Annotated in this window: 20 protein-coding genes and 1 pseudogene; 13 read left to right on the top strand and 8 right to left on the bottom strand. The window is 69.2% G+C overall.

The window, feature by feature from the left end; all coding sequences use genetic code 11:
* Positions 1–1109 (top strand): WD40 repeat domain-containing protein (locus ACIHFD_RS66230; RefSeq protein WP_397375683.1); only part of this gene is annotated, 1109 nt, incomplete at its 5' end.
* A 714-nt stretch (positions 1110–1823) separates the two neighbouring features.
* Here the strand turns inward: ACIHFD_RS66230 and ACIHFD_RS66225 are convergent.
* Complete coding sequence (locus tag ACIHFD_RS66225) at positions 1824–2618, bottom strand: AAA family ATPase (protein ID WP_397375682.1); 795 nt, start codon at positions 2616–2618, stop codon at positions 1824–1826.
* Between the two features lie 260 nt (positions 2619–2878).
* Positions 2879–4507: a Mu transposase C-terminal domain-containing protein gene (locus ACIHFD_RS66220; RefSeq protein WP_397375681.1), complete on the bottom strand. Its 1629-nt coding sequence runs from the start codon at positions 4505–4507 to the stop codon at positions 2879–2881.
* Positions 4508–4869: 362 nt separating this feature from the next.
* Here ACIHFD_RS66220 and ACIHFD_RS66215 point away from each other — a divergent pair, with 362 nt between their 5' ends.
* From ACIHFD_RS66215 to ACIHFD_RS66195, 5 genes are all read left to right on the top strand, one after another.
* On the top strand, positions 4870–5079 hold the full coding sequence (locus tag ACIHFD_RS66215) for a ferredoxin (RefSeq protein WP_397375680.1): 210 nt from the start codon (positions 4870–4872) through the stop codon (positions 5077–5079).
* The gene (locus ACIHFD_RS66210; protein WP_397375679.1) at positions 5069–6439 is read left to right on the top strand and encodes an NAD(P)/FAD-dependent oxidoreductase; all 1371 of its coding nucleotides are present in this window, start codon (positions 5069–5071) and stop codon (positions 6437–6439) included. Before ACIHFD_RS66215 ends, ACIHFD_RS66210 begins: the two co-directional genes overlap by 11 nt.
* A gap of 31 nt (positions 6440–6470) precedes the next feature.
* Positions 6471–7688, top strand: a complete 1218-nt coding sequence (locus ACIHFD_RS66205; RefSeq protein WP_397375678.1) for a cytochrome P450 — start codon at positions 6471–6473, stop codon at positions 7686–7688.
* 176 nt (positions 7689–7864) lie between these two features.
* A complete protein-coding gene (locus ACIHFD_RS66200) occupies positions 7865–8485 on the top strand; it encodes a TetR/AcrR family transcriptional regulator (protein ID WP_397375677.1) in 621 nt (206 codons plus the stop codon).
* A 141-nt stretch (positions 8486–8626) separates the two neighbouring features.
* Positions 8627–9844 (top strand): cytochrome P450, encoded by a 1218-nt coding sequence (locus tag ACIHFD_RS66195; RefSeq protein ID WP_397375676.1) that lies wholly within the window; start codon positions 8627–8629, stop codon positions 9842–9844.
* Positions 9845–9903: 59 nt separating this feature from the next.
* On the opposite strand, the gene ACIHFD_RS66190 is transcribed toward ACIHFD_RS66195, so the two are convergent.
* Together ACIHFD_RS66190 and ACIHFD_RS66185 are read right to left on the bottom strand one after the other, a co-directional pair.
* Positions 9904–10557, bottom strand: a complete 654-nt coding sequence (locus ACIHFD_RS66190) for a hypothetical protein (RefSeq protein WP_397375675.1) — start codon at positions 10555–10557, stop codon at positions 9904–9906.
* Between the two features lie 288 nt (positions 10558–10845).
* Positions 10846–11496, bottom strand: coding sequence for a TetR/AcrR family transcriptional regulator (locus tag ACIHFD_RS66185; protein WP_397375674.1), 651 nt, complete (start codon positions 11494–11496; stop codon positions 10846–10848).
* A gap of 505 nt (positions 11497–12001) precedes the next feature.
* Here ACIHFD_RS66185 and ACIHFD_RS66180 point away from each other — a divergent pair.
* The 5 genes and pseudogenes from ACIHFD_RS66180 (at position 12002) to ACIHFD_RS66160 (ending at position 19604) form a co-directional block, all read left to right on the top strand.
* Positions 12002–15220: a bifunctional cytochrome P450/NADPH--P450 reductase gene (locus tag ACIHFD_RS66180; RefSeq protein WP_397375673.1), complete on the top strand. Its 3219-nt coding sequence runs from the start codon at positions 12002–12004 to the stop codon at positions 15218–15220.
* Positions 15221–15289: 69 nt separating this feature from the next.
* A pseudogene (locus ACIHFD_RS66175) lies at positions 15290–15679 on the top strand (ATP-binding protein); the annotation flags it as partial.
* Between the two features lie 270 nt (positions 15680–15949).
* Complete coding sequence (locus ACIHFD_RS66170) at positions 15950–17005, top strand: zinc-binding dehydrogenase (RefSeq protein ID WP_397375684.1); 1056 nt, start codon at positions 15950–15952, stop codon at positions 17003–17005.
* Between the two features lie 618 nt (positions 17006–17623).
* Positions 17624–18406: a sensor histidine kinase gene (locus ACIHFD_RS66165; RefSeq protein WP_397375672.1), complete on the top strand. Its 783-nt coding sequence runs from the start codon at positions 17624–17626 to the stop codon at positions 18404–18406.
* Positions 18390–19604 carry an ATP-binding protein gene (locus ACIHFD_RS66160; RefSeq protein WP_397375671.1) on the top strand — a complete coding sequence of 405 codons (1215 nt, stop codon included), beginning with the start codon at positions 18390–18392 and terminating at the stop codon, positions 19602–19604. Before ACIHFD_RS66165 ends, ACIHFD_RS66160 begins: the two co-directional genes overlap by 17 nt.
* A 252-nt stretch (positions 19605–19856) precedes the next feature.
* Here ACIHFD_RS66160 and ACIHFD_RS66155 read toward each other — a convergent pair whose 3' ends face one another.
* From ACIHFD_RS66155 to ACIHFD_RS66145, 3 genes are all read right to left on the bottom strand, one after another.
* The gene (locus tag ACIHFD_RS66155; protein WP_397375670.1) at positions 19857–20324 is read right to left on the bottom strand and encodes a hypothetical protein; all 468 of its coding nucleotides are present in this window, start codon (positions 20322–20324) and stop codon (positions 19857–19859) included.
* A complete protein-coding gene (locus ACIHFD_RS66150) occupies positions 20321–20563 on the bottom strand; it encodes a hypothetical protein (RefSeq protein ID WP_357884440.1) in 243 nt (80 codons plus the stop codon). The genes ACIHFD_RS66155 and ACIHFD_RS66150 overlap by 4 nt, the downstream gene beginning before the upstream one ends.
* A gap of 373 nt (positions 20564–20936) precedes the next feature.
* Positions 20937–21416 (bottom strand): hypothetical protein, encoded by a 480-nt coding sequence (locus tag ACIHFD_RS66145; protein WP_397375669.1) that lies wholly within the window; start codon positions 21414–21416, stop codon positions 20937–20939.
* A 125-nt stretch (positions 21417–21541) separates the two neighbouring features.
* Between ACIHFD_RS66145 and ACIHFD_RS66140 the strand changes: the two genes are divergently transcribed.
* Both ACIHFD_RS66140 and ACIHFD_RS66135 read left to right on the top strand, forming a co-directional pair.
* Positions 21542–21895 carry a cupin domain-containing protein gene (locus tag ACIHFD_RS66140; RefSeq protein ID WP_397375668.1) on the top strand — a complete coding sequence of 118 codons (354 nt, stop codon included), beginning with the start codon at positions 21542–21544 and terminating at the stop codon, positions 21893–21895.
* Positions 21896–22122: 227 nt separating this feature from the next.
* Positions 22123–22272 (top strand): hypothetical protein, encoded by a 150-nt coding sequence (locus tag ACIHFD_RS66135; RefSeq protein WP_397375667.1) that lies wholly within the window; start codon positions 22123–22125, stop codon positions 22270–22272.
* Positions 22273–22573: 301 nt separating this feature from the next.
* Here the strand turns inward: ACIHFD_RS66135 and ACIHFD_RS66130 are convergent.
* The coding region (locus ACIHFD_RS66130; RefSeq protein ID WP_397375666.1) for a WD40 repeat domain-containing protein at positions 22574–25287 on the bottom strand (2714 nt) is incomplete at its 5' end.

Below are 25287 nucleotides of genomic sequence, written 5' to 3'. Positions count from 1 at the left end.
TCCGCTTCGACCTCGCCGACCGGGCCGTCCGCTATCTGGACGAACACGGCGCCGTCCACACCGAGGATGTCTCGATGGTGTTCGACCCGCCGATCAGCGGCGGCAGCGAGAGCGGGAACGTACGGCTGGACCCCTCCACGCGCGTGCTGGCCGCGATCTGGGACGACGACCGGATGGAGGTCAGGGACGCGGCGACGGGCCGCTCTTTGATGAAACCGATCAGCTGGTCGGGCCGTAGCAGCGCGACCGCCTTCAGTCCCGTCAGCGGGTCGGGCCGTGGCAGCGCGACCGCCTTCAGTCCCGACGGCCGCCGACTCGCCCTGGCCGCCGGCGACACAGTCCACATCGTGGATACGACCCAGTACAGGGTGTCGGCCCGGCTCAAGCTGGAAGGCGACCGCGAGCAGGGCGCCCAGGCGCTGGCGTTCAGTCCGGACGGACGCACGCTGGCCGTGTCGCGCCACGGGGAGCACGGTCGCGTCGAACTGTGGGACCTCGAACGCGGATCTCAACGAGCGCAGACCGGGACGGGCGCCAACGACCTCGCCTTCCGCCCCGACGGACGGCTGCTCGTGACCGGAAACCCGCTCCAGCTCATCGATCCGGAGAAGGGCGCCACCCGGCCTCCCGAACAGGGCACCGGGCAGCTCGCCGGCGCCTTCGCCTTCAGCCCGGACGGCCGGCAGGTGGCCTTCTCCGGGCCCGGCCGACTCACCCTGTGGGACGGCGACATCAGGACCAGAATCGCCGAGTTCCCCGCGGTGCCGGGCAGCGAGGTCACCATGCTGGCCTGGTCGCCTGATGGGCGCACGATCGCGACGTACGAGCAGGGCTCGCGCGTACGTCTGTGGGACGTGCCGAGCCGGCGACCGCTGGGCCTCGTCTTCGACGGCAAGCAGGCGGCGGACAGCGCCCACAGCGGGTGGGTGGCATTCTCTGCGGACGGCACGAAACTCCACACCGCCGCCCCCGACGGCACGATCCGTGTGTTCGACGTGGACGAGCGGCACGTGGCCGCGACCTTGTGCGTGCGCGCCGGTCGTACGCTCACCGCCGGTGAATGGTCTCGCCACCTGCCTGGCATCGAGCCGTTCAGGATGTGCCCCTAGCCAGTGGGGCCTCGGGGAATACCGGAGCAACCAGTGAGGTGGTCGGGTTCGAGGGCATCCAGACGCTGTTTGGCCACGCTCGCTTGTCTTCCTCGCCGGTGATTCGTTCGTTGCCCGCCCTCGCCTCGCGCCTTCCTCTGCCGGTACGCCGACACGCAGCTCCTCGGCGAGCCCTCCGCCCTATCTCCACGACCCTGGATCGTCACCACCTGGGTGCCGGGCACACCTGCCGACCGCGTCCCCCATCACGCGCCGCAGAAGCCGCCGATGTCCTGGCCGCTTGCCTAATAGCTCTTCACCAACCCGCCCCGCAGGCGCCCGCCAGCCGCTTTGGCCACAAAGGGTTGCTGGCCGACTGCTCTGAGAGGTTGACGAAGCAGCTCGCCGAAGCCGCTGAGCTGGGGCTGATCCCCGGCCCAGACACCGTCCGCGCGGTCTGGGAAGACGCCGCCGCCGCGCCCGACTGGGTCGGCCCGGCGCGGTGGCGGCGTGGCGACCTGTTTCCGGCCAACTCCACGGCTGTGACGTGCCACGGTTCATGTCGCTGTTTCTGCCGCGCTCTTGTCGTGGTAGTTCGGCAGCTGGTTGATGTGCTGGCGGGCGTTATGAAGGCCGTTGCCCGGCCCCCGAGTCCTTCGGGGCTGGGCAACGGCCTGCGCGTGATGTTGTGTGGTGGTGCGCGATTTCTGGGTGGGTGTGCTTGGCGTGGGGTGGTCACATCGAGCCGATGACGAGGTTCTTGCGGGCGGTTTCGACGACTTCTTTGGTGACGGTGGACATGTTGTTGATTTTCAGGACGCGTTCGATCTGGCCGATCAGGCGGACGGTGAGGCGGAAGTTGCCGCTGGTGATGCGGGTGATGGCGGCGAGGGCTTCGGTGGTGGCGTAGTCGTCGGTGTCTCCGAGGTTGAGGTGGGGCCAGGATCTGGCCAGGACGAAGGCTTGTTCGTTGGCGGACATGGGTTTGTAGTGGTGGACGAAGCCGACGCGGGAGTAGAGCTGGGGGTAGCGGGCGAGTCGCTTTTCGATGCCGGGCATGCCGATCAGGATGAGTCCGATGCCGGTGCGGTCGTGATGGTCGCGTAGCTGCTCGAGTGCCCCGACTTTCAGTCTGTCGGCTTCGTCCACGATGAGGAGTTCGGCGTGGGTGCTGGTGTTGAGCCTGCCGTGTTCGTCGATGCCGCGGCCGGGGTTGAGCATGAGTTCGACATTCCAGCCGAGCCGATCGCACAGGAACGAGATCTCTTTGTCGAGGTTGTGGGGGGTGTTGTGGACCTTGGGGGTGTACATGACGGCGCGGGCGGCCAGGATCTGCCCGGCCGAGGCCTCGCCGTCGGAGCCGACCGGGCGGGTGCCGTCGAGGTGGCCGGCGAGCTGGTCCCATTGGGAGTAGAAGCGGGCCGACTGGGTCTTGCCCACGCCCGGGGCGCCGAAGCAGAGGCCGACGTAGCGTTCGCGCCGTACGGCGTCGGCGAACTCGATGAAGAGCCGATGCTCTTTAGTGATCACGATGGGAGTGGCGGCGGACCTGTGCCCGTTGCCCGTCGGCTGGCCGGGCGGAGAGTCAGGTCCGGGAGGTGCGGGCCGGTCGGTAACGTTGGAGCGGCCTTGGCTGTCTTGATCGTCAGGGCGGGTCTCGGCGGTCGGGTCGCTCGCGGGATCGGGAGTGTCGTCGCTTGGGGCGTTGGAGGGCGTTGCTGGCTCGGGGGCTGGCTCGGGGTTGTCGTCTGCTTTCGCCACGCGGGGTGTCTATCCGGGGCTCGGATGGCTCACTCATTCCAGTAGCGTTTGAGTCGCGGACCGTCACTGTGGGTAGTGGTGCTGTCCGTCCCGGTCAGCGGTTCGGCACTGGGGCCGGGACTGTTCTGGGTAGTGCTGGCGCCGTCATCGTCACCGTCGGGTCGAGTAAGGGTTGCCCAGTTGGCCACACCGGCGCCGGTCAGGGAGGCGGGCAGGGGTTCGCTGTGAGCGGCCAGCAGCCGGTCGACGACGGCGTCGCGGCTGGTCAGGTGGCCGCGTAGCTGTTTGCGGCGAGCGTTGCGGGCGGCGGTGATCTCTTTGAGGCTGACGGTGGCGCCCGACAGTTCGGGGCAGATCGCCCGGCACAGGAATTCCTCGGCGCCGTCGGACAGGCGGAGGTAGACGCGGATCTCGGTGATGTCGCGGGGGTCGTAGCGGATGGTGGCCTGCTCCCGAATGTAGAAGGCCAGGACGGGATCGAGGTAGCGCAGGGACAGGAAGTGGATGCCGTCGGTGTGGATGACGCGGGGCTTGGCAACAGTGAGCAGCAGCAGGTCCAGCTGTTCGAGCGAGTCGGGCATGCGCGGAATGAACCCGCCGGCCTCCCACCGGGCCTGCGGGGGCATCTTGGTCTCGCTGTGGATGCGCAGGTTGTAGACCTCGCGGATGAACCTGCCGACCGCGGCATCCAGCTCGGCCAGGGTCAGCTTGGCCTGGCCGGCGCGGTCCGGGGTGCCGCGCGGCGCGTGGCCGGGCAGGTGAGCCAGGCACATCTGGTTGATCGTCTCGAGCAGACGCTCGATTTTGCCGTGGCCGTGCGGCTGGCCCTTGAGCGAGAAGACCGGCTGGACCCTCAGGTCTGCCATGACCTGTTCCAGATGCGCCGAGGTGAAGTCGGATCCGTGGTCGAGGTGGAACACCGACGGGATGCCGCATACGTGCCAGTCCGGTTCGGGCTTGCGCCAGATCGCGTGCCGGAAGGCCAGCGCGGTGGTCAACGCCGAAGGCGCGTCCAGGTTGACGGCGTATCCGGCGATGGCGCGGGAGTGGTCGTCCTCGATGGCGGTCAGCCACGGCCGGGCCGGTCGGCCCTTGTCGTCGAGCACCCAGATGTCCAGCTCGGTGTGGTCGGCCTGCCAGATCTCGTTCGGAGCCTTGGCTTCGCGCCGGTACACCAGGTCGTAGGTCTCCCGGTACTTCTTGGTGCCCTCAAGGCCGAGGGTGACCAGCGCGGGGTCCAGGTCCGCGACGATACGGGCCACGGTCCGGTAGGCAGGCAACGGCCAGCCACGCGCCTTGGCGATGCTTTCGGCCTGCCGGTGAATGGTGGCCGCGCTGGGGCGCGGCCTGCGCAGGGCCAGCCCCTCGATGAACGCCACGAGCTCGTCGGGGAACCGACGCAGACCCCTGTCGCGGCGGCCCGGCCGCGCCAGGGCGGCCAGGCCGCCTTGCCGGTAGTCGGCCAGCCACCGCTGCAGCGTGCGGTAGCAGACGCCGTCCTCGCCCTGGGCAGCGGCTACTTGCGCCAGCGGTACCCCCTCGTGCAGATGTGGTGCCAGCACCTCATACCGGGACATCGCCAGAGCGCGCCCGGCCACGCCGCCGGAGCGCCCGCCGTCCGGCCTGGCCTGCGCGTGTCGTTCGCTCGCAGTGCTCACTCTGTTATCGTCCGTCCCCGCAATGGCCGCCCACCACACCCGCGCAGGCCATGGCAACCCCATGCAATCTGGGCTCCGTCGTGGTGCGGACGATCGATATCGGCCCCTCCTCCGAAGTGGGGGGGGAGACCAAGTAAGCCGGAAAGGGCTAATAAGGCTGGTCAGGGCAGCGGCGCGCGTGGCCTGGGTGCTGGTTGAGCTTGGGGATGTCCATGTAGGACGACGTGTGCGTATGGACAATGAGCTGCGCCAGGGACCTGTCCCTGGCGCAACAAACAGGCCAATGTCCGATTTATCCCTTAATGTTCGCTTCTTTCTTATCTGGAAATGAGGAGGGGTGGAGCGACGGAGGGAGTGGCCGGATGCGGGTCGTTGTGGATCTCAATCGCTGCCAGGGCTATGCGCAGTGCGTGTTCCTCGCGCCAGAGGTGTTCCACCTGCACGGGGAGGAGGCGCTGCTGTACGACCCGGCCGTCTCCGACGACCGGCTGGAGGGCGTGCGCCAGGCCGCGGCGGCGTGCCCGGTCCAGGCCATCCTCCTGGGTGAGCAGGTGCGCGCCGATGGCCGGTGACCTGCGGGAGGGCCGGATCGTCATCATCGGTGCGTCGCTGGCCGGGCTGCGGGCCGCTGAGACGTTGCGCGAGGAAGGCTTCACCGGCTCACTGACCGTGGTGGGAGATGAGCCCTATCCGCCCTACGACAGGCCGCCGCTGTCCAAGCAGGTGCTGCTCGGCCAGGCGGCGGCGCATACCACCGGGCTGCCTATGCGCCGGGACCCGGACGCCGACTGGCGGCTGGGGGTGCCGGCCACCGGTCTGGACCCGCTCGGGAAACAGGTGCTGCTGGCCGACGGCGAGTCGCTGCCCTTCGACCGGCTGCTGATCGCGACCGGGACCCGGGCGCGACCTTGGCCCAACCCGGAGGAGGCCGGCCTGGATGGGGTGTTCACCTTGCGCACCTGCGATGACGCCGGACGGCTGGCGGAGCGGCTGGCCGCAGGGCCGCAGCGGGTGCTGGTGATCGGCGGCGGCTTCACCGGCTCGGAGATCGCCTCGGCCTGCCGGGAACGGGGCCTGGAGGTCACGGTCACCGAACGCGGCCCCGCACCCCTGGTGGGGGCGCTCGGCGGCACGCTGTCGAAGCTCGCCGCCAGAATGCAGCGGGCGCACGGGGTGGATCTGCGCTGCGGGGCGACGGTCAGCGCCCTGCGCGGCGATGGGAACGGCCGGTTCACCGGTGCGGACCTGTCCGACGGCAGCCGCGTCGACGCGGATGTGTGCGTCGTGGCGTTGGGCGCGGTCCGCAACGTCGAATGGCTGGCGGACTCCGGGCTGGCCGCGGGTCCGCGCGGGATCGCCTGCGACGCCGGGTGCCGGGCCTTCGACATGTACGGGATCGTCACCGACGACGTCTTCGTCGCCGGTGACGTCTCCCGCTTCCCCCATCCGCTGTTCGAGTACCAGCTGCTCTCCTTGGAGCACTGGGGCAACGCGGTCGCGCAGGCCGAGGTGGCGGCCTACAACATGGTCAATCCGGGGCCGCTGCGGCGTCCCCACCTTGCGCTCCCGACGTTCTGGTCGAGCCAGTTCGGGCTCAACATCAAGTCGGTGGGCGTCCCCACCTTCTCCGACCAGATCGTCCTTGCGCAGGGCTCGCTGGAGGAGCGCCGTCTGGTGGTGGTGTACGGCTACCGGGGCCGGGTCACCGCCGCGGTCACCGTCAACATGGCCAAGTCGCTCGAGTACTACCAGCACCTGATCGAGACCGCCGCCTCGTTCCCGCCGGCGCCCGGTGCGGCGGACCGGCCGGTCGCCGCCGACCTCCCGCTCCCCTCCGATGTGCCGGATCCGAAGACGCTTTCCCACGGTCCCACCGTCGCGCTCACCGGTCATCTGCCGGACCGTCGGCTGACCGTGGTGCGGCATGGTTGACCCTGCCGCCCGTCCACGAGGAGCCGAGACCATGACCGCCGAAACCCTGCTGGAACGGATCACCGACTACGCCAACCGGCCCAACCCCTACCCCCTCTACGCGGAACTCCGCGAGGCCGGCCGCGCGGTACGGCAGGCAGACGGCAGCTATCTGGTCGGCGGCTACCACGAGATCCTCGCCCTGCTCCACGACCCGCGGATCAGTGCCGATCCCCGCAGCCGTCCCACCGCAGCCCACGGTCTGCCCGCCGAGGTGCCGCAGCCACCCTTCCTGCGGCTCGACGACCCCGAGCACCACAGGTTGCGCACTCTGGCCATGCGACCGTTCGGCCCCCCGCACAGCCCCGGCCGGATCGACGCCATGCGCGGCCAGATCGCCGAACTCACCGAGGAGTTGATCGAGGGGCTCCGGGACCGCACTCATATCGACATCGTCGACGACTTCGCCTACCCCCTGCCCGTCACGGTCATCTGCCGGCTGCTCGGCGTTCCGCGCGAGGACGAGCCGCTGTTTCGGCAATGGTCCGACGCGATCGTCGCCTCCGCCGACGTGACGGCCGACCAGGACACCACCGAGCGGGACCCGGCGGGCCAACAGGCCCGGGCCGAGATGGGCGGGTACCTGGTGGACCTCGCCGAGCAGCGCCGCGGCCAGCGCAGTGACGACATGCTCGCCGCCTTCGTCAACGAACCGGACCCGGCCCTGCGGCTCTCCCGCGAGGAACTGGCGGAGACCGCCGTACTGCTGCTCATCGCCGGACACGAGACCACGGTCAACCTGATCACCAACGGGGTGCTCACTCTGCTGCGCCACCCCGACCAGCTCGACCGGCTGCGCCGTGACCCCGGCCTGCTCCCCGGCGCGGTGGAGGAACTGCTGCGCTATGAGCCCCCGGTGCACATGCGCGAGCGCATCCTCCTCGCCGACGTCGACGTCGCCGGATCCACCATCCCCGAGAACACGACGCTGGTGCTCGTGCTCGCCTCGGGCAACCGCGACCCCAAACGGTTCTCCGAGCCCGACCGGTTCGACCCCGCCCGCCCGGACAACCAGCACCTCGGCTTCGGCAGCGGCATCCATCTGTGCTACGGCGCACCGCTCGCCCGGATCGAAGCCCACATCGCACTCGGCGCGCTGATCCCCCGCCTCGGCACCGCGGCCCTGGCCCAGGACCCGCCCCCTTACCGGCACAACGCCATGCTGCGCGGACCCCGCCACCTCCCCATCGAGGTGCAACCACCCGCCTGAGAGCCGGCTTCGAGCACGGACGTGCTCCTGGCGGCGTTATCGCAGCGCCCGCAGGCTGCTGCAGGGACGTGCGCCCAGGGTCCCAGCCGGTCGGGGCCACAACCCGTATCGTGCCTCTTGTTTGACTCTTGTCAAATATTCGCCCTATTGTTTGCCTTGTGTCAAAGAGTCGTCGCATGCCGCGCCTGAGCCCGGACGCGCGCCGTGGGCAGATCGTGGAGGTTGCGGCGTCTCACTTCGCACGGGAGGGCTACGAGGGGCTTTCCGTGCGGGCGATCGCCGCGGACGCTGGCGTAACGCGCGCACTGGTGTACCACTACTTCCCGGGGAAAGATGCCTTGCTTGAGGCGGTGCTCAGGCGCGAGGCCGAAATACTTCTCGAGGTCACTGCGCCAGATCCCGGGCTCTCCCCGCAAGAGAACTTGCAACGCAGCCTGGCGGCATACCTTGATCGCTTCTCCGCCAGCGGCCGGTTGGCTGACCTAACCGCCCCCGGGGCGGAGGCCCCGCCGCTGGTACGCGACCTCGTGGCGGCCGGCCACCCGGTACAGGTGGAACGCGTGCTCGGCTTGCTGGGACAAGCGGATACCCCCGTGATGCGGCTTGCCGTCGGGGCCTGGCTGGGTTTCGTCGTGCAGGCGGCCCGCGAGTCAGCGAGTAACCCTGCCGTGCCCAGGGGTGAGGTCACGCGGTTGTGCATGGACGTGCTGCGGGTCGTCACCGGATCCGCGTTCGATCAAGAAGCCGTCGGCACGGCGTATGGCACCCCGTCACCGAACGAGGGAGGAAACCGGTGAGGGTCGTCGTCCTGGAGCAATCGGTTCGACCGGTCAGGAGGCTGGTTCGGCAGGACCTGGTCGTGAGGCACGACGTCCTTGTTGCTTGACGTGTGTCCCATGCGCGTATCGCGCGTGAGCCTGACAGTAGAGAGGTACGTGATGACGCACCCAGCCACCGTTGATCTGGACGGACGGTTCTTCGCTGACCCGGACGAGCTGTACCAAAAGCTGCGTCTGGAGTCGCCGGTCGTGCGGGTAACCACGCCTATAGGCCTGGACGCCTGGATGGTGACCCGCTATGAGGACGTCCGGCCCGCGCTGAACGATCCGCGGCTGTCCAAGAGCGCCGCCCGGTTCGCCGAGATCCTTCAGCAGCGATCGATCCCGCCCGATCAACGGATACCACTCGCCGACTCCGTGGCCGGGCACATGCTCAACGCGGACCCGCCGGACCACACCCGGCTCCGCAAGCTGGTCAACCGCGCGTTCACGGTCCGGGCGGTCGCGCGGATGCGGCCCCGCATCGAAGAGATCGCGAACCGGCTGGCTGACACGATGGCGGCGAAAGGGGCCGGGGGGGCGAGCGTCGATCTGATCGACGAGTTCGCCTTCCCACTGCCGATGACTGTCATCTGCGAGCTTCTCGGCGTTCCAGACGGCGAGCGGGAGGACTTCCGTGCCTGGTCCAACACCCTGCTCGCGTTCGCACCGCAGCAGGAGCGCATCGCCGCGGCCGCCGCGATGCGCGACTTCTTGACCCGGCTTGTCACCGACAAGGGCGCGAACCCGGGCGACGACATGCTCTCGGCGATCGTGCAAGCCTCCGAAGACGGCGACTCTCTCTCGCCTGGCGAGGCCATCTCGATGGCGTTCCTGCTGCTCGTGGCCGGGCACGAGACCACGGTCAACCTCATCGGCAACGGCGTGCTGGCCCTGCTCCGCCACCCCGACCAGCTCGCCGCGTTGCGCGCCGATCCGTCCCTGATCCCCAACGCCGTCGAGGAGTTCCTGCGCTTCGACGGCCCGGTCAACCTCGCGACCCTGCGCTACACCACCGAGCCGGTCGAGCTAGGAGGGACCATGATCCCGGCCGGCGAAGTCGTGCTCGTCTCGCTGGTGTCGGCCAACCGCGACCCTGAGCGCTACCACGAGCCGACGGAACTGGACGTCACACGCGACGCCTCCGGGCACGTCGCGTTCGGGCACGGGATACACCACTGCCTCGGTGCCCCGCTCGCCCGGCTGGAGGGTGAGATCGCCTTCCGCGCCTTGATCGAACGGTTCCCGGACCTGGCCCTCGCCGAGGAGCCACAGCGGCTCGTCTGGCGGCAGAGCATGCTCATCCACGGCCTGACGCGGCTACCCGTCCATCTCTAACGGGGTAAGCCACGCGGCGAGGACGCGTATTCATCGGGTGCTTTGCCGCGTGGCGCCCGTCAAACGCCGTGGTGGATGTGACCGCGGGCCGGCACCGCGGGCGTCCCACGAGATCGAGACGGCCGTGCGATCATGCCCGGTGCTGGGGGATCGGCTACGTCCGCGTAGCGGATGATCTGGGTCGCCATGACCGCCACTGTGACCAGGGAGACGGCTGAGCCGATCAGCACCGCCAGAGTGTGCGGGCCCAGTAGCCAGAGCAGGGTGAGGGCGGCCAGCGGGGGCGCGCAGAACGCGGCCAGGTCCACCGCCAGCTGTAGCCGCTTGCGGGAGGGGCGGCGTGGGTCGTGGCGGCGGTATCTCTCCCATTGGAACATCGCGATGTCACTGGAGCCGTCGTCGACGAGGCCGGCCAGGCACGGCCCCAGCCGATCGTGGACGTACCGTCCAATGGCGGCGATCTTGTGATCGTTGGTGACATAGGCCCAGCCCAGCACCGTGGTGGCCAGCGGCAGCAGCAACAGCAACTCCCGTCGGCCCACGGTTGTGGTGACGGTGGCGATGCCGGCGACCGCGGTGAGCGTGGCGTACAGCAATTGGCCGCGCATGGCGATCCGCTGCCGCTGCTCCGCCTTCAGGGCGTCGTATTCGCTCAGCAGGGTCGTGACTATGTGCTCGGGACTTACTGTGGTGCTGTCGCTGATTGCGGACATGAGGAATTCTGCCTTCCTGATCTGTCGGGATTGGTCGGTGCGGGGGCGCCCCCGGCGGTGGTGGTGATGCGCCCCCTCTGGCTGTCCGGACCCGCGTCCGATGAGCCGCTCGCCACGATCCACGCCCGCAACGCCGGCTCCTGCGCGGCTTGCAACGTGTGAAACAGCCCTGCAACACCCGCCGCTCTTTAAACACCAGCGACTCGGGTCCGCGTCTGCCGTCCCCTCGGCTCAGCCGTTCTGAAACCAACCGGTCAGGACCTGCTCACCAGCCATCGCCTGGCACTGCTACGCCGGGGCGTGAGGGAGAAGGCGGTCCAGCTCAGGCAGGGGGCGTTGGCAGATTTCGTGAGCCTCGTCGGCGGGGATGCCGAACATGCGCAGCAGGTCTTCGGCGATCTGGTCGGTGGCCTGGGCGTCGTCGCGGTGCGGCTGGGTGTGGAGCAGTTGGCCGAGGCAGAGTGTGGCGCCCGCGGCCATCACGAATGCGAGCTCGGGGTCGCCCACGGTGAAGCGCCCGGCTTGGATGCCGGCTTGGATGTCGCGTCGGGCGCGCGGGGCTAGGCCGTGCTCGGAGGTGGCGATGGCCACGCCGGTGTTGAGCATGACCTTGCTGAGCTGGGGATGGCGGCGATGCAGTCGCCCGGTCAGCCGGATGCTGTAGGCGAAGACCTCGGCGGGGTCACCCATGCCGCGGGTCAGCTCATCCAGCGCCCCTCCATGCCGGTCGAGTGCGTCCTCCACGGCGGCCTGGAAGAGTTCCTCCTTGCTGGAGAAGTGGTTGTAGAACGAGCCCATGCCCACGTCGGCGGCCCGGGTGAGCTCCAGGACCGCCACGTTGGTCTTGCCGTCAGCGATGAAGGCCTGGGCCGCGTGGATGAGCGCGGCGCGGGTGCGCGCCTTACGCCGCTCCAGGCGGCTTGGTGCGGCGTCGGCCATCTGTTCTCCCTCCTGTCGCAGCTTTCGCCGGTGATGTACCCACTGTAGTGGGATCCGTCAAGACTGACGAAATACTCAGAATCTCTTTGACAATTCATTGCTTTAGTGACGGTAGCGTCCATTAGTGACGATTTCGTCAGATATGAGGACGGAGGCCGATGGGTGTGCATCATGCTCCACTCGCCGGGTTGCCGGGCCGGCAAGCCGCGCTGACGGGAAAGCAACCCCGGCAGAGCGAGCAACCCGATCATCACGGTGCAGGACGGACTTCCTCGGCCCGGCACTCAGCGGCATCCCGCCGAGGTTGTCACCGCAGCCGCCGACGCCACGCAGAAGGAGGAATCCATCCACAACGCGCGCGTACACGAGCGTGCCGAGCGTCGCGGCAAGGTCGGGCAAGGCCCCTGCTGACGTCAAGAGGGAGTTCGGCCCCGGCCGGGAGCACACGTCCACACCGCGGCAAGCGCCTGCCGCCGCAGCTTCTCTTTCCCGAAGGAGGAAACCCATGACCGACCAGCTCTCCACCCGCCTTCGCCCCATCCGGTCCCCGCGCGGGGTGCCGATCCTCGGCCACACGCCGCAGATTCCCGACACCAACCCGGTCGAGTACTTCGGCGAGCTGTCCAAGCAGTTCCCCGAGGGCATCTTCAGCATGGAGATCGCCGGCCAGGAGAACGTCTTCGTCTACGACCCGGACCTGGTGACCGAGGTCTGCGACGAGACTCGTTTCGGCAAGCCCATCTTCCCGCCGCTGAGCCATGTCCGGGACTACGCCGGCGCCGGCCTGTTCACGGCCCACGACGATGAGGAGGTCTGGGGCATGGCGCACCGGATCCTCATGCCGGCCTTCAGCCAGCGGGCCATGAAGGGCTACTTCGGGCAGATGCTGGAGATCGCCCAGCATCTGGTGGGCAAGTGGGAGGGCAAGCAGGGGCATCCGGTCAAGGTGACCGACGACTACACGCGCCTGACGCTGGACACCATCGCCCTGTCGGGGTTCGGTTACCGGTTCGACTCCTTCGGCGCGGAGGAGCTGCATCCCTTCCTTCAGGCGCTGCTGGAGGCGCTGGTGGAGTCGATGCAGCGCTCGCAGGAGCTGCCGATGATGACCAAGCTGCGCAAGGCCGACGACAAGAAGTACGGCGAGAACATCCAGCTGATGCGCGAGCTGGTCGAGAGTGTGATCAAGGAGCGCCGTCGGGGGAAGAGCGGCGGTGAGGACGACCTGCTGGGCCTGATGATGGAGGCTGTCGACCCGGAGACCGGCCGGCGGCTGGACGACGCCAACGTCCGCGACCAGGTGCTGACGTTCCTGATCGCCGGTCACGAGACCACCAGCGGTCTGCTGTCGTTCGCCACGTACTCGCTGCTGCGCAACCCGCACGTGCTGGCCCAGGCCTACGCCGAGGTGGACCGGATGCTGCCCGGCGACACCGTCCCCACCTACGACACGATCATGAAGCTGGATGTCATCGCGCGCGTGCTGGAAGAGACCTTGCGGCTGTGGGCTCCTATCCCGCAAATCATGAAGGCGCCGCTTGAGGACACTGTCATCGGTGGCCGCTACCACCTGAAGCAGGGCACGAAGACGAACCTGCTGATGTTCCCGCTGCACACCCACCCCACGGCGTGGGAGCGGCCGCTGGAGTTCGACATCGACCGGTGGCTGCCGGAGAACCGGGCCCAGCACCACCCGCACGCCTACAAGCCGTTCGGCAACGGCCGGCGCGCCTGCATCGGCCGCCAGTTCGCGCTCACCGAAGCCCGCCTGGCCCTCGCTCTGGTACTGCAGAAGTTCAAGTTCTCCGACACCAGCGACTACCAAATGGACGTCCGGGAGGCGCTGACGCGCAAGCCCGGCGACTTCAAACTGGTCGTGCGGACCCGCCAGGAGCACGAGCGGGCCATGTTCGGCGTCTCAGCGGCGCAGACCGACGCCGGGCAGCAGGAGGCCGCGGTCAGCGGTGTGGGAGTGAGCCTCACCGTCGCCTACGGCTCCAGCCTGGGCAGCTGCGAGGACCTGGCGCGCACGATCGCCGACCGCGGCGAGCGGTCCGGGTTCGGCACCACGTTGCTGAGCCTGGACGAGCTGGGCGACAACCTCCCCACCGAGGGCCTGCTCGTCGTCGTCGCCGCCAGCTACAACGGCAAGGCGCCCGACAACGCCCAGCGCTTCGACGACCTGATCGCCGCCGGGCTGCCCGAGGGCTCCATGTCCGATGTGCGGTTCGCGCTGCTGGGCGCCGGCAACACCCAGTGGGTGGCGACCTACCAGGCCTTCCCCAAGAGGATCGAGGCCGCCCTGCTGGCCGCCGGCGCCACCCCCGTCATCGAGCGCGGTGTGGCCGATGCCGCCTCCGATTTCGACGGCATGGCCACCCGCTGGATGGACACCCTGTGGACCACCCTGGCCGAGCAGTACGCCGCCGACACCTCCGACGCGGGCGGGCCGCGCTACCAGGTGCAGCTGCTCACCGAGGCGGACGTGCGCCCGGCGATCGTCTCCGAACAGGCCTACCCGCTGACCGTGGTGGCCAACGAGGAACTCGTCAGCGACGCGACCGGGCTGTGGGACTTCAGCCTCGAACCGCCGCGCCCGTCGGCGAGGTCCGTCATCATCGAACTGCCCGAGGGCGTCACGTACGAGACCGGCAACCACCTGGCGGTCTTCGCCAAGAACGACCCGCAGCTGGTCTCCCGCGCGCTGGCGCGGCTCGGCGTCGAGCATGACCAGGTGCTCCGGCTCGACCAGCCCGGCGGCGGCCGGACGCACCTGCCGGTGGGCACGCCCGTCACCGCCGGACTGCTGTTCACCGAGTTCCTGGAGCTGCAGGACGTGGCCACCCGCACCCAGCTGCACGTCCTGGCCGAGCACACCCCGTGCCCCTGGACCCGGCCGCAGCTGGAGGCCTACACGGCCGACACCGAGGAAGCCGACGAGCGGTACCGCAAGGAGATCCTCACCAAGCGTATTTCGGTGCTCAACCTGCTGGAGCGCTTCCCCGCGATCGAACTGCCGCTGGCGGTCTTCCTGGAGATGATGGGGCCGATCCGTCCCCGCTTCTACTCCATCTCCTCCTCCCCGCTGGCCAACCCGCGCCAGGTCCGGCTGACCGTCGGCCTCGTCAAGGGACCAGCCCTGTGCGGCGACGGCGAATACCGGGGCCTGTGCTCGCAGTACTTGGGCCGGCTGGAGCCCGGGGATGTCTTCTACGGGTACGTGCGCGTGCCGTCCCCGCCTTTCGCGCCGCCCGCCGACCCGACGACGCCGCTGATCCTTATCGGGCCCGGCACCGGCATCGCACCGCTGCGCGGCTTTTTGGAGGAGCGCGCCTGGCAGCACGCCAACGGCGCGAAGGTGGGCCTTTCCCAGGTCTTCGTCGGCTGCCGCCACCCGGAGCACGACTACTTCTACCGCCAGGAAATGCAGGCGTGGGAGGAGGCCGGGATCGCCCAGATGCACACGGCCTTCTCCGCGGTGCTCGACCATCCGGCCAGGTTCGTGCAGGACGCCCTCGCCGCCGCCTCCGATACGGTGTGGCAGGCCCTGCAGGACGGCGCGTATATCTACGTCTGCGGCGACGGACGCCGTATGGCACCCGCGGTACGGGAAGCGCTCGCCGCCATCCATCGCAGCCGCGCCGGCGCCGACGACGAAACCGCGCAGCAGTGGCTCACCCAGATCGAGGCCGACGGCCGCTACCAGCAGGACGTCTTCGCCTGATCTCTCCACGCCGCCCGCACCCGGCGGGCGGCCACCAGCCAAGGAAATGTGTGATGTTCACCGACGAGCATGGGCCACGCCGGGTGCCGCCGCGGAGACCCGGCAACGGAGAATGCTCCACCTCCAGCTCCGAGGTGGCCCGTCTGGGCGCGGACGCCACGAGACGGACGCCCGCACCGCCGCGCCCAGCGACGCCGCGCCCAGCCCTGTGATCACCTGGCGGTGTGCGCCAGGCGCGCCGAGCGGAGCGCGGCCGTTCAAGCCAGGTTGTTCACCGATGCCCAGCTGGCGAGGTGGCGGCTGGCCAATGAGGCGGCCTACGCAGCCCGCCTCGTGGTCTCCGAACTGGTCACCAACGCCGTGCTGCACGCCGGAGCCTCCGACGTCAGGGTGCGGCTGGCCCGCTCGGCGTCTCGAATCCTGATCGAGGTCTTCGACGACGGCACCTGGCGGGATCCCGCCGCTGCCGATTCGGCCTGCCTGCCGGAAAACGGCTGGGACTGCGCCTGGTGCAAGCCCACGCTCTCGACTGCGCGGTGGGCCCGACACAGGACGGCACCCTCGCCTGGGTGCTGCTGGCCTCGGGCCCGCAGGACGACGACCACGGATCGGCTGCGACCACGTAACTCAGCGCACGAGGTAGGCACTCAGACAATCCCGAACCATCGTTCCCCCGGCCGCGCGCCGGGCGTACGGAACCGATCGACACAACGCTGCAAGGAAAGAGAGATGATCGCCATGGACACCATGCTCGCCGGACGCTTCCATCTGGACACCCAGAACTTCGCAGTAGAGGACGTCCCCGTCCCCGTGCCCGGCCCGGGGGAGGTACTCGTCAAAGTCATGGCCGCAGGCGTCTGCCTGTCGGACGTCCACCTGATCGATGGCACCTTGCCGCCTCTGTTCGCCACTTCCGCCGCGATCACCGTCGGCCACGAGGTCTCCGGGATGATCCACACCCTCGGCCCCGGCCTCAAACGGGGCCTGACCGTCGGCACCCGCGTCACCCTGGAGGCCGGACAGAGCTGCGAGCAGTGCGATGACTGCGCCCGCCGCCGCCCCTGCACCCAGGTGCGCACCCGCGGGATCGACTACGACGGTGGCTGGGCCCAGTACACCATCGCGCGCGAGGACACCCTCATCCCCATCCCCGACAACCTCCCGTTCGACCAGGCCGCGATTCTCCCAGACGCGGTCTCCACCCCCTACGCCGCCGTCGTGGCCACCGCCGGGGTACGTCCCGCCCAGGCCGTGGGCGTATGGGGCGTGGGCGGAGTCGGCGCGCACAACGTCCGCATCGCCCGCCTGGTCGGCGCCGCCCCGATCATCGCCGTCGACCCGCTGCCCGGCGCCCGGGACCGCGCTCTGGCCTTCGGAGCGGACATCGCCCTCGACCCGGCCGACGACGACTTCGCCGACCAGGTACGCGCGGCCACCGCCGGACGCGGCCTCGACTTCGCCTTCGACTGCGCCGGCGTACCCGCGGTCCGCGAGCAGGCCGCCGCAGTGCTCGGCCTCAACGGAGCCCTCATCCTGGTCGGCATTACCCCCAAGCCCCTCACCATCAGCGAAGGCCTGACCTTCAACTACACGCGCAAGCAGGTACGCGGCCACTACGGAGGCTTCCCCGAGTCCGTCTCCGAGCTGGTGCGGCTGGCCGCAGGCGACCGACTCGACCTGGCCCCGTCCATCACCGACCACATCCCGCTCGCCGACGCGGCTGAGGCGATCCACCGGCTGGAGCACAAGATCGGCGACCCGATTCGCCTCATCCTCGTCCCCTAGCGGCCGAGGAAGGCCGGCCGGGACACGTCGGCGGCGCGGTCGCCGTGCGAGGTTGGGTGTCCGCACAGCCCTCCCACGGTGACCGTCCATCCTGCGCAAGCGTCAGCGTCGACCGCCCTCCAGGCCGCACCGGCGAGCACCAACCCCACGCACACCACCCGGCCAGGGAGCGCCGGGGCCCCGGAGCCGAGCCCGCCGCGGCGCACGACGCAATTCGCGGAAAAGGCCGTCGACCTGCTCCACAGTGCCCGAGCGGGGTTGCCAGCGGGGCGATTCAGAAGGGCGTCGCCCAGGCCTTTGCCGCATTTCCGAGAACCGAAAGGCCAACGACAGCGACATGTCTCCCCTCGATTACCCAATCGCCCGCCAGGACCCGCGCCTGGATATCACCGACCTGTACGTCTTCCGGGCAAAGTGCAGCACCCCACTCGGAGGACGTGCGCTGTGCGTCAGCGGCTTGCCCGTCAACACGCAAGGTGACAGCCCACCGATTCCGCCGAACCTGATCGAGAGAAAGGATCACCCGCGATGACACGTCCCCCAGCCTGCTACGACTGTGAGGATCCACACTCGCTCGGTGCGGGCCCAACCGCAGCGATAATCCCGACCGCGCCCGACATGCCCACAGAGCTGAGGCAGGAGCTTCAGAAGAAGCGGCAGTTCGCCTCCGACGCCTCGCACGAGATGCGCACAGCCGTGACGGGACTGCGCGCCGAGCTGGAGGAGGCGCGCCTGTATCCCGACCAGACCGATCTCCACGACCTGCTCGCCAGGGCGCTGGGAGGCGTCGACCGGTTGGATGCGATCCTCACCGACCTGCGAGTCCTCGGCGAAATGGACGCGGGCCCTCCCATGGAGCCGCAGCAGATCGACCTCGCCGAACTGGTCCGGGACGAGGTCTCCCGCCGGGTCGATCGCCTCGATGTCCAGCTCTTGCTTCAACCCCGCGTGACCGTCCAGGCCGTCCCCATCCGGATCGTCCGGCTGCTCACCAACCTGCTCGACAACGCCCAACGGCACGCCCAGCAGATGGTCGAGGTCCGGGTGAGCCGTGCGGGCGACAGCGCCGAGGTGACGGTGGCCGACGACGGAGAAGGGATCGCGGAGTCCGAGCGGGAACGGATCTTCGAGCGCTTCACCCGCCTGAGCGCCGCACGCCGCCTCGACCACAAAGGCACCGGCCTCGGTCTGGCCATCGCCCGCGACATCGCCCAGGCGCACATGGGCACCCTCCACGCCGAGGAGTCCGCAACGGGCGGGGCCTGCTTCGTGCTGCGGCTTCCCCTCGCGCGACCAACTCCTCCGGCAAGCCGGCGCGCGAGGCAGATGCCCGGAGAAGGCTATGGACCCTTGGCTCTGCCGCGCATAACCGGGAGGGAACGTGATGCGACAAAACGTTGACTACGCCGCCGTGTTCGCGGCCATTCCGACCCCGTGCCTGGTCATGACGCTGGATCTGACCATTGTGGCCGTCAACCAGGCATACGCCGACGCCTGCGGACTGCAGCGGGAGGAACTGCTGGGCCGGTATCTCTTCGACCCGTTTCCCCGAAACCCCGCCGATCCCAACGAGATGCGCGCGCTGCGGAAGCTCGAAGCCTCGCTCTGCCGGGTCCGGACCACCGGACGGTCCGATGTCATGGCTCCGCACAAGATCGCCATGCCGGTGTCCGGCAGTGCGGACCTGTTCGAGGAACGGTACTGGAGCGCGATCAACACTCCCGTCTTCGGCCCGGACGGAGCGCTGATGCTGTTCCTCCACCTGGTCGAGGACGTGACCGCATTCCTCACCCGGCGACAGCAAGCAGGCTCGCGGGCGAGCACGTCGGACGCCCACGAGCAGGCGATGAAGGTGGAGCACTACGGCCCTGCCAAGGAACTGCAGGAGCTGAACGAACAGCTGAGAGAGGCGAAAACGCACGTTGAACAGCTGTTTGACCGTCAGCGTCAGTTCGCCGCTGACGCCTCACACGAGCTCCGCACGCCGATCGCCGGCCTACGCCTGCAACTGGAGGCAGCGCAGCTGTATCCAGACGACGTCGACCTGCCCGGTCTCCTGAACCATGTCATGCGTGACCTCAATCGGCTGGAGAACATCACCGATGATCTCCTCCTTTTGGCCCGGCCGCAGGCCGGCACCGGGAGAATCCTCCAGGATGTGAACCTGACAGAACTGGTGAAGACAGAGGCAGCTCGCTGGGCCGACCGGTGCAACCTGCGACTCGACCTCGACCCCGCGGTGACGGTGAACGCCGCCCCGAGCCAGATCGCCCGATTGTTCGCCGACTTGCTCGACAACGCCCGACGTCACGCCACCCGCATGGTCGAGGTTCGCCTGCGCCGCGCAGGCGAACATGCCGAACTGGCCGTGGCTGATGACGGCGAGGGAATTGCCCCTGCCGACCGCGAACGCGTATTCCGGAACTTCGTCCGGCTGGACACCGCCCGCAGCCGCGACCGCGGCGGCGCCGGCCTGGGGCTGGCCATCGCGCGCGACATCGCCTCAGATCACCACGGCACCCTGCACATCGAAGACGCGGCGAGCGGCGGCGCGTGCTTCGTCTTCCGCATTCCCCTCGCCCGCCGACAACGGGCCTGATCCGGTTCTCCGGACGTCAGTCGAACGCTGCTCACCATGAACCGCTCATCTCCGCCCATCACAACAGGACCTGGCTTGCCCCGGCCAGCTCGAGCAGCACAACGGCCTGTCGGCGTACGGGTTCAGGTGCAGGGGCGAGTACGAGTAGACGTGCAGAGATGATCAGCGGGTCGGTCACAGCGATGAGGCTCTTGATCGTGATGCCTTGTGCGGGGGGCGACTCCGAGGTCCTCGTCCCGGCGATGTGCCCGTTTACGACTGGACAGCCGCGTTCGGCGGCCGGGACTCGAGATGGTGGGCGATGTCCACCTCCCATGACCGCAGGAAGTCCCGATAGCTCTCGGCGAACTCGCGTAGATGCCCCTGGCCCTCTGATGTGAGCGCGGTCAGTTCGTACGTGACCCGTACCGTGCTGCCGCCCTGCCCGTCCGCGTCCACCTCGACGGTTACGGTCCCGGCCCGGGAGCCGGGCGTTACCCTGGCGTACGAGACGCGCCGTCCAAGCTCGCGCGCGGCCACCACCCAGATGGTCAGCTCGTCGTGCGCGCCGGTCTCGAAGACGGTGCCGGGGGCGGAGTCATCGCTGGTCCTCATCTGGAAACGGGGCCGCCACCCGGCCACCCATAGCTCCTCGCCGCGCGGCGTGAACAGCGTGAACGCCGCCTCGGGCGGCAGCGCGACCGCCAGCCGTCCGGTGAGTGTGTACTGTGCGCCGCTCATCGCTCGGTCAGCCGGTGCGCGTCGGCAGATGTCAGCGTCAAGCCGTACACGGCCTTGAGTTGCTCGATCTTGGCCAGGGTTTCGGGCGTGAAGGGCACCTTGCCGTCGAAGGAGTGCAGCGCGATGCCCTCCACCAGGTCACCGAGCGAGATATCCAGGTACTCGGCCAGTCCCTTGAGTACCTTGAGCACGTTCTTCTCGAGCCGGAGGCCCGTCTGAGTACGTTCGACTGTTACCATGGTAACAATGTACCAACGTCGGCCGTGTCCGCCTGCTTGTTGGCGAAAGAAGCTCCAGCGGTCCTGCTGAGACCCTCCTGCTCCGTGATCCGCTCAGGGCGGCCGCGATGTGCTGCGGGTCGTCGCCAAGCGCGATGGTGCGGTGTTTCTGACAGCTCTGCACGTTTACTCGTACTCGCCTCTGCACATCAAGGAGTACGCCGACAGCATGCGGTGACCCGGACACGTAGTGGAATCTGATCATCGGTGGCGGCCCGGCGGATCAGCTCCAGGCGGCGGAGCTGGCTCAACGGCGCAGAGTTGCCGTGCGGTGGGACGGGCAGGTCGAGCTGGCGCATGTGGCGGTTGGCCATGGCCCAGGCCAGGAAGGCTTTCAGCGCGGCGCGATGGGATTTGGGTGAGTGGCGTGCCAGGAATCCAGGTCAGCCTGCCCGCACTGCGGTAGATCAAGGTCATGCTCGTCGAGCCAGGTTAGGAAGGCCTGGGCGTAGGTGAACTGTTCGCTGGCGAACCGGCGGGCGCTGGCAGGGAAGGGCTGGCGGGCGGCGCGAGCGCGCAGGGCTGGCAGGAGGTGCCAGGTGGCGAACCGGCGCAGGAGCGGCTCGTGCGCGTGGCCGTCGAGCTCGGCCAACCGGCGGGTGAGCCAGGTCTCGGTGTGCAGGAGTTGCTTGTCGATGGCAGGGAGCACGCCGCAGGCCATCAGCAGGTCGCGCAGATAGGCGACGGTCCGCCAGCTGGGGAACGGGTGAATCGCCTGGTGGGTCAGGGACATGCGACCGCGGGCCAGGCCGGTGAGGAGCTCCTGGACGTGGGCGGTGCGCAGCCACATCCACCCCTTCCAGGGGTCTGGCATCGCGATGAGCGCCTTGGCCAGCGGGGCGAGGGCGGGATTGATTTCAGACGATTGGCCTGCTAAGAGGACCAATTTTCGCAGATTGGCTCTGTCATCGGGCCACTCTGAAAGGCAAGGATTGTGGCATGACCACACAACATGAAGCTTCGCGTCACCTTGCTGCGGTCTCGGTGGCCGAGGCCATCACCGCGCTCCCAGGGCCCTTCCAGCAGCACAATCTGGCGGCGGTGAACGACACCACCGTTGTTCGCCTGGCTCGATTGGAAGGCGAGTTCCCGTGGCATCACCACGATGAGGACGAGCTCTTCTTGTGCTGGGACGGCAGCTTTGAGATCCAGTTGGAGGGGCAAAACCCGGTGGTGCTGAAGCCGGGCGAACTGTTCGTCGTTCCCAGAGGAATGCGGCACCGTCCCGTTGCCGACAAGACCGCCCATGTCCTGCTCATTGAGCACCCGGACACCAAACAGTACGGGAACTGACGCAACGCACCCCAAGACCCGGTCTGATCCAGCTCAACTTCCCAAGATCCTTCCGGGTCTCAGGACTTCTTCTAACGCGCAGCCCGGAGCCGATGAAGACCCGAACCCCGCCGGGCATGACGCACACCAGGCCGTCAGTCTGCACACCAAGACCCCGACAGCTTCGCCCCGTCGGGGTCTTTTGACGCCTGCCCGTCCCCATCTCGAATGACGCGTTCATCACCAAATTGAGTGTCCGCGAACAGCTGGTCGTGTGCCGGGCCAGCTCCCAGCCTGAGACGATGCTCGGCGTCACCCCCGACTGGCCACCGGGCGTCCGCAGGTCGATCTCCTCGACCACGTCCTCCAGCGTCCAGTTACGGGCCAGCCGTGCCTGACGCAGCGGCGACGGCTCGCGGCTCCAGCGCGTCGAGCGGTGAGGCACCCCAGCCTCCTCCCGAAGGGTCCAGGGGGCGTCGGCCGTCCGGAACCAGCCCACCCCCGATGATGCCCGCCCGCACGCTCCGGTCGGTCAGGAAGACGACCTTAACGCTGCGTCCCCGCCGGTCGGACTTCCCGAGCTTCAATGTGTTCCGGCCTGGGGCTTGGGCAGCAGCGCCTCCCATTCCGGTCGTGCCACTCCGTGCTTGCCCGACTTGGGCTTGAGCAGCAACCGAACAACCAGTGGCGTCTGCGAGCTCAGGGCTGGGTGGCAGGGCACACCGTGAACGGCTCGATGCCCGCCAGGTGGGTCCGCCATTCCTCGGCTGACAGCGTGCGGCCGGCGCGGGCGCACACCTGCGTGACCAGCCGCCGCTCGTCGAGCTCGTGGGTGCGCAGCGTGCCGTCGGGCGCCAGGCTGTGGATCTTCGTGCCGTCCGGGGAGAAGGCCAGCCAGGAATTGTTGCCGGCCGAATCCGTCAGCCCATCGAACACGACGCCCAGTTCCCGCTTGCTGGGCACGTCCCACAGCCGGATCCGGGGGCCGGCCTCGTACACGGCGATCGTGCGCGCGTCCGGTGACCAGGCGACCGCCGCAACCCAGTCGGTTTCGGTCCCGTCCAGCGTGGGCGGGAAGACGGCGAGGCGGGTCTTGAGGTCGCGGTCCCACAGGGCGAGCTCGCCGCCGGCGAAGGCCACCTGACTGCCGTCGGGACTGTAGGAGAAGGCGGCGGCGCCGCCGATCCCCTGGGTCTCCTTCGCGGTGGGCAGGACGGCCTTGTTCACCGTGTCGTACAGGAGCGGCCCGTTGCCCGCGACGAGCAGCCGGCCGTCCGCGCCGGCGCTCATCGGCGGGAAGCCTGTCTGCCCGGTGGAGGTGGACACCCGGCGCGCAAGGTCGCGCACTTCCAGCCACTCATCGCCGCCGGAGGACTTGGTCAGGAAGGCCAGCGTGCGGCCGTCGCGGGTGAAGGCGAGCTCGCTGATCTGCTCCGTCCCCTTGGTGACGGCCGCGAAGTCGTCGACCGTACGCCCGGTGGCGACGTCGAGCACGCGGACGCGCGCGCCGTCCCCGTAGGCCAGCCGCCTGCCGTCGGAGGTGAACGCCATGGCCTCGCCCCAGCCCTTCCAGGTGATCGGGCCCGCCAGGCGGCGGCCGGACGCCGCGTCCAGGAGGGTCAGGTCGTAGTCCCGTTTGGCCGCCACGACGCGGCCGTCCGGCGACGGCTGCAGGTTGTCCGCCTCGGCGCCAAGCGACTGGTCGAACAGCATGGACACGTCGATCGTGAAGACGGTCCCTTCGCTGTCCAGCCCGCGCACGGCTTTCGCGGCGAGGTCGAACCGAACCTGCATGGATCCGGGCAGCGGCAGCTTCAGCACGGTCGACCAGTCGCTCCAGCGCGTCAGCACGAGCTCGTTGTCCTGGGCGTCCCACTGGGCGACGAATGCGTCGCCGAAGACGAAGTCGACCTCCTGCCCGGCCTTGCCGTCCTCGGCGAATTTGGTCGTGCCGGAGGTCAGGTCGTACACGTGGACCATGGGCTGGTCGCGGCCGGGCACGTCCTGGACGAGCGCCAGCCCGCTGCCGTCGCCGGTGAACTTGACCTCGGACACGGTGCCGGAGGCGGGCGGCCTGTCGACCTTCAGCAGGCGGCTCCGGCGCAGGTCCCATACCTCGGCCGCTTCGCGGCCGCGGGCCACGAAGCCGTAGCGGCCGTCAGGGCTTACGCCGTTCAGCACGGCGCCGCGCGGCGCGGTGAGCCACTTGTGCCCGGCGACGTCCCACCATCGCTCGCCCTCGTCCCCGTGCGGGACGGACAGCAGCCGACCGGTACGGTCGAACTCCAGCTTCCCGAACGGGCCCGCGTTGCCCGCCTCGGCGCCGAACCGGTCCGCGAGCGGCCGGCCCGTGGCGGTGTCCCAGAGCCGCACCCCCTGGTCGTCCAGGACGGCCAGGGTGCGGGCGTCAGGGCTCACAGCGAGCGCGTTCGGGGACTGGGGCAGGCCGGAGAACTCGTGCAGCCGCCACCCGCTCGTGACGTCCCAGATCCGGAGCGTACCGCCGTCGGCGGAGGCCAGCATCCGGCCGTCCGGGCTGAGCGCCTGCGTGGTCTCGCCGCTGACACCCGGGGCGACGAAGACGTCGCTCATGTGCCGGGAGGCCGACTCGTACAGCGCGCCGCGCGTCTCCGCCAGCGCGGGCGCGAGCCGCCAGGCGGCCACGGACAGCAGCCGGGCCAGCCGCGGTTCCTGCTCCCGCAGGCCGTCGGCGCGCAGGGCCAGCTCCTTGGCCAGGGCCTCGTCGCGCTGCCGGTCGGACTGCCTGCGCAGGTACTCGGCGGCGCCGAGCCCGCCGAGCGCGGCGACCAGCAGGACCGCCAGGACCGCCGCGATCAGGTTGCGCGTCCTGGAGCGCCGGCGGGACTGCCTGGCGGCCGCGTCAAGGAAGTCGCGTTCGCGGCGGGTGAGCGTGAGGTCCTTGCGCTCGGTGGCCGCCCACTGCAAGGTCCGGTCCAGGTGGGTGCCCTGCAGCAGGTCGGCGGGTTTGCGACCGTGGCCGTCCCACTCGGCGGCCGCGGCGGCGAGCCTGCGGTGCACGGGCAGCCCGGCGCTGTTGCCCGCCACCCACTCGCCCAGCCGGGGCCAGGCGCGCAGCAGGCCCGGCATGGCCAGCGCGTACGCCGTCCCGGCCCGCGTGACGATGCCCGCGGCGGCGAACACGTCGAGCAGCGCGTCGACGGCCGCCGTCTCGGGCAGCTCGTCCCGGCCGACCGGCCGGAGCGCGTCGCCGTCGATCATCCGCAGGAAGACCTCGGGCACGCTCGCCCGCTCGGTCTCGGTGAGCTCGGCGTAGAGCTCCTCGGCGATCGCACCCAGGTCCGGTTCCGCCCGGCCCTTCAGCGTGCCGGCCAGCGTGCCACCGCGCGCCAGCGGGTCCTCCTCGGTGTCGGCCGCGACGGTGTCGTCGAGCA

The organism is Nonomuraea sp. NPDC051941 (genome assembly GCF_044593615.1).
This window is presented reverse-complemented; position numbering and strand designations above follow the sequence as displayed.

Coding starts and splice junctions, on each gene's coding strand:
- ACIHFD_RS66215 (WP_397375680.1), top strand. CDS start 4,870: ATGCGGGTCGTTGTGGATCTCAATCGCTGCCAGGGCTATGCGCAGTGC.
- ACIHFD_RS66210 (WP_397375679.1), top strand. CDS start 5,069: ATGGCCGGTGACCTGCGGGAGGGCCGGATCGTCATCATCGGTGCGTCG.
- ACIHFD_RS66205 (WP_397375678.1), top strand. CDS start 6,471: ATGACCGCCGAAACCCTGCTGGAACGGATCACCGACTACGCCAACCGG.
- ACIHFD_RS66200 (WP_397375677.1), top strand. CDS start 7,865: ATGCCGCGCCTGAGCCCGGACGCGCGCCGTGGGCAGATCGTGGAGGTT.
- ACIHFD_RS66195 (WP_397375676.1), top strand. CDS start 8,627: ATGACGCACCCAGCCACCGTTGATCTGGACGGACGGTTCTTCGCTGAC.
- ACIHFD_RS66190 (WP_397375675.1), bottom strand. CDS start 10,557: ATGTCCGCAATCAGCGACAGCACCACAGTAAGTCCCGAGCACATAGTC.
- ACIHFD_RS66185 (WP_397375674.1), bottom strand. CDS start 11,496: ATGGCCGACGCCGCACCAAGCCGCCTGGAGCGGCGTAAGGCGCGCACC.
- ACIHFD_RS66180 (WP_397375673.1), top strand. CDS start 12,002: ATGACCGACCAGCTCTCCACCCGCCTTCGCCCCATCCGGTCCCCGCGC.
- ACIHFD_RS66170 (WP_397375684.1), top strand. CDS start 15,950: ATGATCGCCATGGACACCATGCTCGCCGGACGCTTCCATCTGGACACC.
- ACIHFD_RS66165 (WP_397375672.1), top strand. CDS start 17,624: ATGCCCACAGAGCTGAGGCAGGAGCTTCAGAAGAAGCGGCAGTTCGCC.
- ACIHFD_RS66160 (WP_397375671.1), top strand. CDS start 18,390: ATGCGACAAAACGTTGACTACGCCGCCGTGTTCGCGGCCATTCCGACC.
- ACIHFD_RS66155 (WP_397375670.1), bottom strand. CDS start 20,324: ATGAGCGGCGCACAGTACACACTCACCGGACGGCTGGCGGTCGCGCTG.
- ACIHFD_RS66150 (WP_357884440.1), bottom strand. CDS start 20,563: ATGGTAACAGTCGAACGTACTCAGACGGGCCTCCGGCTCGAGAAGAAC.
- ACIHFD_RS66145 (WP_397375669.1), bottom strand. CDS start 21,416: ATGCCAGACCCCTGGAAGGGGTGGATGTGGCTGCGCACCGCCCACGTC.
- ACIHFD_RS66140 (WP_397375668.1), top strand. CDS start 21,542: ATGACCACACAACATGAAGCTTCGCGTCACCTTGCTGCGGTCTCGGTG.